Source organism: Streptomyces sp. L500 (genome assembly GCF_054551825.1).
The window spans coordinates 119,487-131,519 of the sequence record NZ_JBTOLC010000002.1; the positions used below are offsets into that span (position 1 = coordinate 119,487).

The 12,033-nt window shown below is 75.2% G+C and carries 12 protein-coding genes and 1 pseudogene; 6 read left to right on the top strand and 7 right to left on the bottom strand.

The features are described 5' to 3' along the window. Positions 1-108: 108 nt before the first annotated feature. The 3 genes and pseudogenes from ACX9I7_RS03415 to ACX9I7_RS03425 all read right to left on the bottom strand — a co-directional run. Positions 109-312, bottom strand: a complete 204-nt coding sequence (locus ACX9I7_RS03415) for a cold-shock protein (protein ID WP_189448857.1) — start codon at positions 310-312, stop codon at positions 109-111. Positions 313-632: 320 nt separating this feature from the next. Further along, positions 633-1,355 (bottom strand): peptidyl-tRNA hydrolase, encoded by a 723-nt coding sequence (locus ACX9I7_RS03420; RefSeq protein WP_387571686.1) that lies wholly within the window; start codon positions 1,353-1,355, stop codon positions 633-635. Then, positions 1,352-2,023 (bottom strand): annotated as a pseudogene (locus tag ACX9I7_RS03425) (LysR family transcriptional regulator substrate-binding protein); the annotation flags it as partial. The pseudogene ACX9I7_RS03425 and the gene ACX9I7_RS03420, both read right to left, overlap by 4 nt. 259 nt (positions 2,024-2,282) lie before the next feature. Between ACX9I7_RS03425 and ACX9I7_RS03430 the strand changes: the two are divergent. Then, the gene (locus ACX9I7_RS03430) at positions 2,283-3,218 is read left to right on the top strand and encodes a GNAT family N-acetyltransferase (protein WP_387571684.1); all 936 of its coding nucleotides are present in this window, start codon (positions 2,283-2,285) and stop codon (positions 3,216-3,218) included. Here ACX9I7_RS03430 and ACX9I7_RS03435 read toward each other — a convergent pair. Both ACX9I7_RS03435 and zapE read right to left on the bottom strand, forming a co-directional pair. Then, positions 3,215-4,087: a polysaccharide deacetylase family protein gene (locus ACX9I7_RS03435; protein ID WP_459386446.1), complete on the bottom strand. Its 873-nt coding sequence runs from the start codon at positions 4,085-4,087 to the stop codon at positions 3,215-3,217. The genes ACX9I7_RS03430 and ACX9I7_RS03435 overlap by 4 nt on opposite strands. 19 nt (positions 4,088-4,106) lie before the next feature. Beyond that, complete coding sequence (zapE, locus tag ACX9I7_RS03440; RefSeq protein ID WP_459386447.1) at positions 4,107-5,231, bottom strand: cell division protein ZapE; 1,125 nt, start codon at positions 5,229-5,231, stop codon at positions 4,107-4,109. 71 nt (positions 5,232-5,302) lie between these two features. On the opposite strand from zapE, the gene ACX9I7_RS03445 reads away from it, so the two are divergent. Together ACX9I7_RS03445 and ACX9I7_RS03450 are read left to right on the top strand one after the other, a co-directional pair. Continuing rightward, positions 5,303-6,079 carry a pyrimidine reductase family protein gene (locus tag ACX9I7_RS03445; RefSeq protein ID WP_387571675.1) on the top strand — a complete coding sequence of 259 codons (777 nt, stop codon included), beginning with the start codon at positions 5,303-5,305 and terminating at the stop codon, positions 6,077-6,079. Positions 6,080-6,255: 176 nt separating this feature from the next. Then, positions 6,256-6,759 (top strand): indole-3-glycerol phosphate synthase, encoded by a 504-nt coding sequence (locus ACX9I7_RS03450; protein ID WP_387571673.1) that lies wholly within the window; start codon positions 6,256-6,258, stop codon positions 6,757-6,759. Between the two features lie 28 nt (positions 6,760-6,787). Here the strand turns inward: ACX9I7_RS03450 and ACX9I7_RS03455 are convergent, their stop codons facing one another. Together ACX9I7_RS03455 and ACX9I7_RS03460 are read right to left on the bottom strand one after the other, a co-directional pair. Continuing rightward, a complete protein-coding gene (locus ACX9I7_RS03455) occupies positions 6,788-7,456 on the bottom strand; it encodes an ABC transporter ATP-binding protein (protein ID WP_358625689.1) in 669 nt (222 codons plus the stop codon). A gap of 2 nt (positions 7,457-7,458) precedes the next feature. Beyond that, positions 7,459-8,520, bottom strand: a complete 1,062-nt coding sequence (locus ACX9I7_RS03460) for an ABC transporter permease (RefSeq protein ID WP_459386448.1) — start codon at positions 8,518-8,520, stop codon at positions 7,459-7,461. Between the two features lie 174 nt (positions 8,521-8,694). Between ACX9I7_RS03460 and ACX9I7_RS03465 the strand changes: the two genes are divergently transcribed. The 3 genes from ACX9I7_RS03465 (at position 8,695) to murC (ending at position 12,022) form a co-directional block, all read left to right on the top strand. Further along, positions 8,695-9,912 carry a sensor histidine kinase gene (locus ACX9I7_RS03465; RefSeq protein WP_387571667.1) on the top strand — a complete coding sequence of 406 codons (1,218 nt, stop codon included), beginning with the start codon at positions 8,695-8,697 and terminating at the stop codon, positions 9,910-9,912. Then, positions 9,909-10,559: a response regulator gene (locus tag ACX9I7_RS03470; RefSeq protein ID WP_308430315.1), complete on the top strand. Its 651-nt coding sequence runs from the start codon at positions 9,909-9,911 to the stop codon at positions 10,557-10,559. Before ACX9I7_RS03465 ends, ACX9I7_RS03470 begins: the two co-directional genes overlap by 4 nt. A gap of 68 nt (positions 10,560-10,627) precedes the next feature. After that, complete coding sequence (gene murC / locus ACX9I7_RS03475) at positions 10,628-12,022, top strand: UDP-N-acetylmuramate--L-alanine ligase (protein WP_459386449.1); 1,395 nt, start codon at positions 10,628-10,630, stop codon at positions 12,020-12,022. Positions 12,023-12,033: the final 11 nt, after the last annotated feature.

Sequence of the window (12,033 nt, forward strand, 5' to 3'; positions counted from 1 at the left end):
TCGGAGGTGCGGTGGAACCTTCCCGCCGCGTGCCCTGAAAAGCGGCGAGCCGGGGCCCGCACCCCTGCGGTGCGGGCCCCGGCTGCGAAGCATGCGGCAGCGCCGGTGTCAGGCGAGAACGATGTTCTCGGCCGTCGGGCCCTTCTGGCCCTGCGCGATGTCGAAGGACACCTTCTGGCCTTCCTGCAGCTCGCGGAAGCCCTGGGCGCTGATGTTCGAGTAGTGGGCGAAGACGTCGGCGCCGCCGCCGTCCTGCTCGATGAAGCCGAAGCCCTTTTCGGCGTTGAACCACTTCACGGTGCCGGTAGCCATGTTATTTCTCCTTCGGAGACGGTGTCAGGAATTCACCCTGTGCGAATTCCGTGTCGCCGTGATGATTACCCCGTCGGAAATGAACCTTCTGGCAACCACACCTGCAACCGGGATCGACAGTAGCATGGCGCGATCGGCCCTGCACGGCCGATAATTCCGCTCCGGTCGGGGGTCGAGGAATATTCGCCGGGCCCCGCACCTATTTCTCATGTCGCGGGAACAGATATTGATTCCCGGGGGTGCGGCTTTTTCCGCCGTGTACATGCACCCCCAGCCGCCACCGCCTGTTCGGCAGCGACAGGGGTGAGCGTGTCGCCCGGCTAGGGGCGTCGTAGGCGCGGGAGCGGGCAGTAGCGCTCGCCCCCTTCGACCGCGACGGTCTCGCCGGGCGCGATCTCCGTGAAACCGGCGTCCCGCACCACCGGCACCCCACTCGCCGTCAGCTCCGCCCAGTGCCCGGGCTCGGCCGTCCGCACCGACAGCGGGAAACCGGCCTCGCGCCACGCCTGCCGCGCCGCGTCGTCCAGGGCCCACCACGCGAGCTGCGCGCCGTGCCCGACCTGGGCCATGGCCTTGCCCGCCGACATCTCCAGCCCCGGCTTGAGCCACAGCACCGGGCGGGTGGGGTCCGGCGCGGCCGGCGGCTCCGGGTCGTCCAGGTCGGTGCCCGACACCTGAAGCTTCACCAGCTCCTTGGGCCAGCCGTCGAGCGGTACGGGCGGGAAGACCCGCACCTCGGCGGTCGCGCCCGTGACCTCCATGCCCGGCAGCGCGGACGCCTTGCGCCACTCCGCCCCGCGCGCCCGCCGCACGACCTTGCGGATGCGGCCGTCCTCCCAGTCCGCCACGGCTCGGGCCCACTCGCCGTCCCCGGCCGCCCGCTCGTCCGACAGCAGGAACAGCACCGCCCGCGCGGCCGTCTCCAGCGCGTCCGTACGCGCCGGGGGCGCGGCCTTCTCGATCCGCACCACGAGGGGCAGGACGAACTGGGGGGCGCGGTCGCGGGGGTCCTCGTCGTGCGGGACGGTGTCGTCGCTGGTCACGCCCCCAGTCTGCCAGCCGCCCCGGAGGCCTCACGCGGCCCGTCCGGCGCGTGGTCGCCCGGCCCACGCAGGATCCCCGCGCACCGCGCCACGAACGCCTCCGCCACCCCCGTCGGTTCGACCCGCGAGAACACCGTCTGCTCCCGCCGCCACGGCGGGTCCACGGCCACCGCCACCGCGCCGGCCGTCGTCTCGGCCAGGTGCCGGGGCGCCGCCACGATGCCCAGCCCGGCGGCGGCCATCCGCACCGCCGTCGACGAGTGCTCCGTCTCCACCGCCGTCACCGGGGTGAAACCCCGCTCCTCGCACACCACGTCCAGCCACCGCCGCCCGCCCACCACCGGCTCCAGCGCGCACCGCACCCACGCCCGGCCCGCCAGCTCCTCCAGCGCCACCGGCGCCGCACGCCCCGCCAGGGGGTCGCCGGCGGAGACGACCAGGACGATCTCCTCGTCGCCGAGGGAGACCACCGGACCCGGCCAGCCCCGCGGGCGCGGGCCGACGGCCAGGTCGGCGACGCCACGTTCCATGCGCTCGCGCAGCTCGTCCGTCGTGGTGCACTCGTGCAGTCGCAGCGCGACCCCCGGGAACTCCGCCCGCCAGCGCGCGAAAACCGGTGGCAGAACGCCGACCGCCAGCGCGTGCAGCGTCACGACGTGCAGCTCGCCGCCCTCCGCCCCGGCGGCCGCCCGGGCCGCGCGGCGGGGGACGGGGGACGGGAAAACCGTTGGACGACCGCGTCCGGCGGCCCGTAAGGTCCCCGCAGACGTCCGAGAACCCGGAAAGGAGGGGCGAGATGAACCGCACCGGCACCACCGACAGCACTGTCACCGCTGTCCCGCGCTCCCGCCCCCTCCGCCGGGCGTCCTCCGTCTGACACCTCGTCCGACCGGGAGCGCGATCGCGACCCCTTCCGGAAGGATCCCCATGACCTCCCTGGTCATCCGTGCCCTCACCGAGCACGACACCGCGCTCTTCACCTCCCTCGACACCACCCTCGCCCCCGCCCTCGTCGGCAGGGCGGCCTTCGGGCACTCCTACGCCCCCGTCCACCTCGGCGGCGAATACCGGCCCGACTGGACGTGGGTGGCCCTGCGCGACGGCCGCGTCGTCGCGCGCGCCGCCTGGTGGGGCGGGCCCGGTGACGAGGCGCCCAAGGCCCTCGACTGGTTCGACTTCGCCGACGGCGAGAGCGAGGCGGCCGTCCGACTGCTGCGCACCGCCCCGCTGAGCGCCGAGTACGCCCTGCTCGCCCCGCCCGGCTGGCGCGACCGGCCGCGCGTACGGGCCGCCGTCGAGGCCCGCGGGGCGGCGGCCGAGGCGGCGGGGATGCGGTTCCTCGTCGAGCGGTACCGCTACGAGTGGACGCCCGCCTGCCCGCTGCCGGAACGCACCGGCCGCCTGGTGTACCGGCCCGAGCCGGACGACGCGGCGTTCCGCGACGTCGTGCGCCGCACCATGCACGGCACGCTGGACGCCCACGACCGCCGCACCATCGCCGCGTCGGGCCTGGACGCGGCCGCCGACGAGATGATGGACCTCCTCCACTGGCTGCCCTCGCCCCGCGCGTGGTGGCGCCTCGCCTTCACCCCGGACGGCACCCTCGCCGGCCTCCACGTCCCCGCGCGCAACCCCGCCGGGCCCTGCGTCGGCTACATCGGCGTCGTGCCCGAGCGGCGCGGGCGCGGCTACTCCCACGACCTGCTCGTCGACTGCACGCGCGACCTGGCGGAGCGGGGCGCCACGAGGATCGCCGCCGCGACGGACATGGGCAACGCCCCGATGGCGGCGACCTTCGCGCGGGTGGGGTACCCGGTGACGCAGGAGCGCATCGATTTCGTGCCGATGGAGCCGATGGATTAGGAGGGGCCGGAGCCCACCAGGTCCGAGACCCGCACGAACTCGTACCCGCGGGCCCGCAGCTCCGGGACGATCTTCTTCACCGCGTCCTCCGTCATCGGTGCCGCGCTGTGCGTGCAGTGCATCACCACGACCGAGCCGGGCTTGACCTGGGAGAGCACCTGCGCGGCGACGGGCTCGGACCGTTTCGCGAAGGCGTCGCCGCTGACGACGTCCCACTGGACGGCCGTGACCTTCGCCGGGCCTATCTCGCGCAGTGTCGCGTCGTCGTGGCAGCCGCCGGGGAATCGGAAGTACGGGACGACGCGCTCGACCCCGGCGGTGCGGAAGGCCGCGAACGCGCGCTCGACGTCCGCGCGGGCGGTGCCGCGCGCGACGGTCGGCAGGCCGTAGCAGGGGGTGGTGAAGGCGTGGTGGCTGTAGGAGTGGTTGGCGACCTCGAAGAGGGGGTCGGCGCCTATGGAGCGGGCCTCGTCGGGGTACTGCTCGGCCCATCTGCCGGTCATGAAGACCGTGGCCGGCACCTTCAGGGTCCGGAGCGTCGCTATCAGCCCGGGGTTGTCGAAGCGCTCACCGCGCGCCGCGCGCGGGCCCTGGTCCGACGTCATGTCGGCGTCGAAGGTGAGGGCGACCCGCTTGCGGCCGTCGCGGGCGCCGTGCGAGAAGACGGGCGCGGCGCCGCCCGGCCCCGCCGGGAGGGTGGGCGCGGCGGACACGGAAGGGGAAGCGGAGGGCGACGCCGGTGCCGTACGGGCCGGGCCGGCGGCGCGCGGCTTGTCGTCCCCGCCCTTGCCGGACGTTCCGCAGGCGGCCAGCCCGGCGCAGAGCGCCAGGGCGGCGGCGGGTGCCAGGGATCTGCTCAGGGAGCGCACGGGTCCGGTACGGCGGCCGTCACTCGCCGGCGTCGACGAGCGACTTCGCGTCGCGCGCCAGCGCCGTGAGCCGGGAGATCGCCCGGAAGTACTTCTTCCGGTAGCCGCCGTTCAGCATCTCCTCGCTGAACAGCTCGTCGAAGGGCCGGCCGGACGCCAGCACCGGGACCTCGCGGTCGTAGAGCCGGTCGGCGAGGACGACCAGGCGCAGCGCGGTCGACTGGTCCGGCACGGCGCGGACGCCGGTCAGGCAGACGGCCCGGACGCCGTCGCACATGGCGCCGTAGCGGCTCGGGTGGACCTTGGAGAGGTGGTCGAGGAGGTCCGGGAAGGCGTCCAGGGAGGCGCCCTCGGCGCGGTGCGCCACCCGCTCGACGGTGTCGTCGTCGTACGGGGCGGGGGCCTGGGGCAGGCCGCGGTGGCGGTAGTCCTCGCCGTCGATGCGCAGGGGGCGGAAGTGGGCGGAGAGGCCCTGGATCTCGCGGAGGAAGTCGGCGGCGGCGAAGCGGCCCTCGCCGAGCTTGCCGGGCAGGGTGTTGGAGGTCGCGGCGAGCGCCACGCCCGCGTCGACGAGCTTGCCCAGCAGGGTGGAGACGAGGACGGTGTCGCCCGGGTCGTCGAGCTCGAACTCGTCGATGCACAGCAGCTTGTGCTCGCTGAGGGTCCGGACGGTCTGCTGGAAGCCCAGGGCGCCGACGAGGTTCGTCAGCTCCACGAACGTGCCGAAGGCCTTCCGCTCGGGGGCGGCCGGGGTGGCGTGCCAGAGGGAGGCCAGCAGGTGGGTCTTGCCGACGCCGTAGCCGCCGTCGAGGTAGACGCCGCGCGGGCCGGCGGGGGCGGCGGGCTTCGTCTCGCGCCGGAACCAGCGCTTGCGGCCGGCGGCCTCGCCGCCGAGCCCGCCCGCGAAGCCGGCGAGGATCTTGACGGCCTCGGTCTGGCTGGGCTGGTTCGGGTCGGGGATGTAGGTGTCGAAGCGCACCCCGTCGAAGCGCGGCGGCGGCACCATCTCGGCGACCAGGCGGTCGGCCGGGACGTGCGGGGCGCGCGAGGTGAGCGCGACGGGCGATCCTGCCGGGCCGCCGGTTATCGGACCGGGGGCCGCGGGGGCCGTGGCGCTTGCGGGTGATGCGGTGGAGGACGACACAGCTGTCCAGCGTAGCCCCTGAAAGTGCGGTGGCCCGCCCGCGCGGAGCGAGCCATGTCACACTGCGGCCTATGCGACGCCTGTTCCCCTCCCCGCTCAGCCCCGCCGACCTCGACGACCGCGAATGGGGGCCGGACGAGCTCGCCGACCTCTACGCGTACCCGGCGGGCCTGCCCGCCGGGACGGCGTGGCTGCGGGCCAACATGGTCTCCTCGCTGGACGGCGCGGCCCATCACGAGGGCCGGTCGCAGCCGCTGTCCTCGGCCGCCGACATGCGGATCTTCGGCACGCTGCGGGGGCTGGCCGACGCGGTGGTGGTCGGCGCGCAGACCGTACGGCAGGAGGGTTACCGGCCCGCGCGGGCCCGGGAGGTCTTCGCGGCGCGGCGGGCGGCGCTCGGCCAGGGGCCCGCGCCGGTCATAGCCGTCGTGAGCGCGGGGCTCGACCTGGACTTCTCGCTTCCGTTGTTCACCGCGCCGCTGGTGCCGACGATCGTGCTGACCGGGGCGGACGCCCCGGCGGAGCGGGTGGCCGCCGCGCGGGCGGCGGGCGCCGAGGTGCTCGTGGTGCCGGGCGAGGGGCCGGGCGTCGACGTGGCGCGGGTGCCGGGGCTGCTGGCCGGACGGGGGCTGACGCGGCTGCTGACCGAGGGCGGCCCCCGGCTGCTGGGTCAGTTCGCGGCGGCCGGGGTGCTGGACGAGATGTGCCTGTCGCTGGCGCCGGTGGTGGCCACGGGGACGGCGCCGCGGATCATGGCGGGGCCGCCGCTGGCAGTGCCGGAGCGCTTCGCGCTGGGGTCGGTGCTGGAGGACGGCGGTTTCCTCTTCACCCGCTACAGCCGGGTCTGACGGCGGCGGGTCTGACAATCGGCGGAATTTGTCGTTCCGGTTTAACTCGGGGTGGGCAGAATTGAGTCAGACGCTCCCCCGGGGGCACAGGATCAAAACAGGCGGGTTCCCGGGGAGCCCGCGCAGGATGGTTTCTGTTGGGGCCCGGTGGCCCATGGAGAAGAAGGGCTCCCACCGTGTTCACGAGCGTATTGATGATCGAGCAGCCGCTCTCCGCGACGGATGTCGACTTCGTCACGACCCTCCACGACGACAGCATGTCCTTCGTGGTCCTCATGCGCCCCAGAGGCGACGAGGACCGGCTGCTGCGCGCCATCGACGACGTGGCCCTCGGCGAGCTGGAGCAGGCGCTCCACGAGGCCGACGAGCCCGAGGGCGAGGAGGCCGTACGGCCCGCCGCCGTCGCCCTGGAACACTCGCTGCGCCTGCTGCGCGAGGCGGGCTGCGAGGCCGTCGGCCAGCTCATCGACGGCCACCCGCTGGACCTCCTGCGCTCCGTCGTGGAGCAGACCCACGCCGACGAGGTGATCGTGCTGACCGCGCCCCACCTCGTCGAGGAGTTCTTCCACCGCGACTGGGCCTCGCGCGCCCGCCACAAGGTCGGGGTGCCCGTCCTCAAGCTCTACGCGCACGCCGACGAGGCGGCGGAAGGGGAGGCGGCGGCCGGCACCCGCGACTAGAACCGGCGGGCGCCCCCTCCGCGCCCCCTCACCCCAGCCTGCCGTCGCGCATCGTCAGCACCCGGTCCGCCCGGCCGAGCAGCCCCCGGTCATGGGTGACCAGCACCGTCGCCGTGCGGTGCCGGCGGGTGACCTCGGCCAGCAGTTCGACGACCCGCTCGCCGCGCTCGTGGTCCAGGGCCGACGTCGGCTCGTCCACCAGCAGCACGGCGGGGCCGCCGAACAGCGCGCGGGCGATGTTCACGCGCTGCCGCTCACCCCCGGACAGCTGATGCGGACGGCGCCGCCGCTTCGCCGCGTCCAGCCCGACCGACTCCAGCAGCTCCGCCGCCCGCGCCCGGGCCGCCCGGACGGACGCGCCGCGCAGATGCGCGACCGCCAGCACCTGCTCCTCGGCCGTCAGCGACGGCAACAGGTTCGGCTGCTGGAAGACGATGCCGATCCGGTCGCGCCGCAGCGCGGTGCGCTCCTTGGCGCTCATCGCCCCGGTGTCGCGCCCCGCCACCACCACGCGCCCCGCGTCGGGGCGGCGCAGCGTCGCCGCGACCGCCAGCAGGCTGGACTTGCCCGAGCCCGACGGCCCCACCACGGCCACCAGCTCGCCGGGCGCCACGTCCAGCGAGACCCGGTCCAGCGCGGTGAGCGTGCGGTCCCCGTCGGGGTAGGTGAGGACGGCGTCCTCCAGAGAGAGGGCGATGGTCATCGGGTGGCTCCCAGCGCGGTCAGCGGATCGACGGACGTGATGCGGGCGACGGCCAGCGCCGAGCCGGCCAGCCCCAGCAGGACCATGGCGGCCACCGGTACGGCCACCGCCGCCGCGCTCAGCTCGAACGGCACCACCGCCGACGCCAGCGCCCCGCCCGCCGCACCGGCGCCGGCGCCCACGGCCGCGCCGGCGGCCAGCACCACCGCCGCCTGCCCGAGCGCGTCCCGCACCAGATAGCCGCTGCTCGCGCCCACGGCCTTGAGCACCGCCACGTCGGGCCGCCGCTGCACCGTCCACACGGTGAAGAAGGCCCCCACCACGAGCGCGCTCACCACGAACAGGAAGCCCTGGACCATCCGGAGCGTGCCGTGCTCGGCGGCGTAGCCGTCGATGCCGTCCAGCGCGTCGCCGAGGGCGACGGCCTTCGTGGTGCGGGCGACGTCCCCCGAGGGCGTGCCGGACCCGGTCACCGCCAGCGCGGTCGGCCGCGCCAGGTGGCTCACCTCGCGCCAGGTGGCGAGCGTCGTCCACACGGTCGGCGCGTGGCCGTGGCCCCGGTCGGGCGTGACGCCGGAGACGGTCAGCTCCCGGGTGCCGAGGACGATCCGGTCGCCGGGCCGCAGCCCGTGCTCCCGGGCGATGCGCCGGCTCACGGCCGCCTGCCCGTCGCCGGGGGCCGCACCGGCCAGAGGCGCCGGCATCAGGCGCCCGCCGCCGAGGACGCTCACCGACTCCGCCGAGCCGCCCGCCGTCAGCCGGGCCATCGCCACGCCGAACGGCTCCGCGGACCGCACCCCGGGCGCCCGGCGCCACGCCTCGGCCTGCCGCTCGTCGACGGTGCTGTTGGAGAACGACACCTCCGGCGCGGCCCCCGCCGGGGCGCCGAAGACCACGCGGCCCGCCGGCAGCCCCGCCACGGCCGACGACGCCTCCCGGGCCAGACCGTCGGTCAGCCCGTAGAGGAAGACCACGAGCGTGGTGATGAGCGCGACGACCGTCCCCATGAGGGCGAAGCGCCCCCGGGCGAAACGGATGTCGCGGAGCGCGACGAACAAGGGATTCCTTCCGGAGCCGGACCGGGACCCCTCCAGGCTGCCGCCCCGGGCCCGTTCCGCCATCGGGCCCCGGGACGGTCCCCGGACCGTCCGTCCGATGCACCCGAAAATCAATCGAACGGTTGACGGCAGCCGGTTCCGGAGCTCCCGGCGGGGGCCCGTACGCTCGGTGGGATGAGCCGAACGAGTCCCTCCGACCCCGGCGCGCCCGCCGCGCTCCCGCGCGGACGCGAGGCCTCCGACGTGCCCCCGCTGCGCCTGGTCCGCCTCGCCTTCCACGGCGCCTTCTACGCGCTGCTCGCCGTCGCCCTGGCCCCCACCGTGGCCGGACGGCCGTCGGCGGGCCCCCTGGCCGTGCTGCCGCTGGGCGCGCTGCTCGCCGCCGTGTACGCGGCCGGGACCGTCCGCCCCGCCCGCCGCCCCGGACTCTGGCTCTCCGCCGTCACCGCCCTGTGGCTGGCGCTCCTCGCCCTGGACCGCGGCTTCAGCTACGTCGCCTTCCCCTTGTTCTTCCTCTTCCTGCGCGCCCTCCCCGTCCGCTGGGCGCACCCCGCCGTCGCCGCCGCCACGGCGGCCGTCGTCGCCGCCCAGGCCACCGCGCCCGGCGGGCTCACCGTCGCGAAGGTGATCGGCCCCGCCGCCGGGGCCGCCGTCGCGATCCTCACCGCCTACGGCTACGCCGCCCTCCACCGCGAGGGCCAGCGCCGCCAGCGGCTGATCGACGACCTCGTGCGCACCCGGGACGAGCTCGCCGCCGCCCAGCGCGAGGCGGGCCGCCTCGCCGAGCGGCAGCGGCTCGCCCGCGAGATCCACGACACCCTCGCCCAGGGCCTGTCCAGCATCGTCCTGCTCGCCCGCGCCGCCGAGACCGCCGAGCGGGAGACGGCCCGGGAACGGGTCCGCGAGATCGGGCTGACCGCCGCCGACAACCTCGCCGAGGCCCGCCGCTTCGTCCAGGCCCTCACCCCGCCCGCCCTGGAGGACGCGCCCCTGCCCGAGGCGCTGCGCCGGGTGACCGCGCGCACCGTCCCCGGGGCCGTCTTCCGCCTCGACGGCGAGCCCTGCCCGCTGCCCGTGGAGACCGAGGTGGCCCTGCTGCGCCTGACCCAGGAGGCCCTGGCCAACGTGGCCCGCCACGCGCGGGCCGAGCACACGGCCGTCACCCTCGCCTTCCTCGACGGGCAGGTCGCCCTCGACATCTACGACGACGGCGTCGGCTTCACCCCCGGCCACGGCCCGGCCGACGGCCGCCGCACCTTCGGCCTCCACGGCATGCGCGAGCGCATCGCCGGCCTGGGCGGCACCTTCACCGTCGAGTCCGCCCCCGGCGAGGGCACGGCGATCGCGGCGACGGTGCCGACGGTCCTCCGCGCCGTGGGAGCGGCGGCATGAGCGGGACGAGCGACGTGATCGGGGTCCTCCTCGTCGACGACCACCCCGTCGTGCGGCGCGGGCTGCGCGCCATGGTCGACGACCTGCCCGACGTGACGGCCGTGGGCGAGGCCGCCGACGGCGCCGAGGCGTTGCGGCTGCTGGACGAGGGCGTCCGGCCCGACGTCGTGCTCATGGACCTCCAGATGGGCACCGGCATGCACGGCGTCGAGGCCACCCGGCGCATCACCGCGCGCCCCCGGCCGCCCGCCGTGCTGATCCTCACCACCTACAGCACCGACGCCGACATCCTGGCCGCCGTCGAGGCCGGGGCCACCGGCTACCTCCTCAAGGACGCCCCGCCCGAGGAGGTCGCGGCCGCCGTCCACGCCGCCGCGCGCGGCGAGACCGTCCTCGCCCCGCCCGTCGCCGCCCGCCTGCTCGGCCGGGTGCGGGCCGGGGGCCGGCCGGCGCTCTCCCCGCGCGAGACGGAGATCCTGGGCCTGGTGGCCGAGGGCCTGGCCAACCGGCAGATCTCCAAGCGGCTCTTCATCAGCGAGGCGACGGTCAAGACCCACCTCGTGCACATCTACGACAAGCTCGGCGTCGACAGCCGCACGGCGGCGGTCGCGGCGGGCCTGGCGGCGGGGCTGATCCGGGCGGTGTGACGGGGCGGTCGGCCAGGGTGCAAGAATCGTGCGCGCACTTTAGTTTTCGACCCCAGGGAGCACCGCACATGGCACCGGCCGTCCCCACGACGATGGACCGACCGCACTTCATCGGCATCGGCGGCGCCGGCATGTCGGGCATCGCGAAGATCCTCGCCCAGCGCGGCGCGGCCGTCGCCGGCAGCGACGCCAAGGAGTCGGCCACCGCCGCGGCCCTGCGCGAGCTGGGCGTCACCGTGCACATCGGCCACGCCGCGGAGCACCTGGCCGCCGACGCCACCTGCGTCGTCGTCTCCAGCGCCATCCGCGCCGACAACCCCGAGCTGGCCGCGGCCGCCGAGCGCGGCATCCCCGTCGTCCACCGCTCGGACGCGCTGGCCCGGCTGATGGACGGGCTGCGCCCGATCGCCGTCGCCGGCACCCACGGCAAGACGACGACGACGTCGATGCTCGCCGTCTCCCTGGACGCCCTCGGCCTGGGCCCGTCGTACGCCATCGGCGGCGACCTGAACGGCCCCGGCACCAACGCCCTCCACGGCTCCGGCGACATCTTCGTCGCCGAGGCGGACGAGAGCGACCGCAGCTTCCACAAGTACGCGCCCGAGGTCGCGATCATCCTCAACGTGGAGCTGGACCACCACGCGAACTACGCGTCGATGGACGAGATCTACGAGTCCTTCGAGACGTTCGTCGGCCGCGTCCGCCCCGGCGGCACGCTGGTGATCTCCGCCGACCAGGCGGGCGCCCGCGAGCTCACCGAGCGGGTCTCCGGCCGCCACGACATCGAGATCGTCACCTACGGCACGGCCGAGGACGCCGACGTGCGCGTCCTGAAGGTCACCCCGCGCGGCCTGTCCAGCGAGGTCACCATCCTGCTGAACGGCAAGATGCTCACCTTCGCCGTCTCCGTCCCCGGCAGCCACTACGCCCACAACGCCGTCGCCGCCCTCGCCGCCGGCGTGGCCCTCGGCATCCCGGCGCACAACCTCGCCTCCGCGCTCGGCAAGTTCACCGGCGTGGGCCGCCGCCTGCAGCTCAAGGGCGAGGCCAACGGCGTGCAGGTCATCGACTCCTACGCCCACCACCCCACCGAGATGACCGCCGACCTGGAGGCCATCCGGGGCGCCGCCGCCGGCTCCCGCGTCCTGGTCGTCTTCCAGCCGCACCTCTTCAGCCGCACCCAGGAGCTCGGCACGGAGATGGGCCAGTCCCTGACCCTGGCCGACGCCTCCGTGGTCCTCGACATCTACCCGGCCCGTGAGGACCCGATCCCGGGCATCACCAGCGCCCTGATCATCGACGCGGCCGAGAAGGCCGGCGCGGACGTCCGCGCCGAGCACGACATGGCCGCGATCCCGGACGTCATCGCGGGAATGGCACGCCCCGGCGATCTCGTTCTCACGATGGGCGCGGGTGACGTCACGGACCTCGGTCCGAAGATCCTGGCCCGCCTGGAGAACTGACCGACACACCG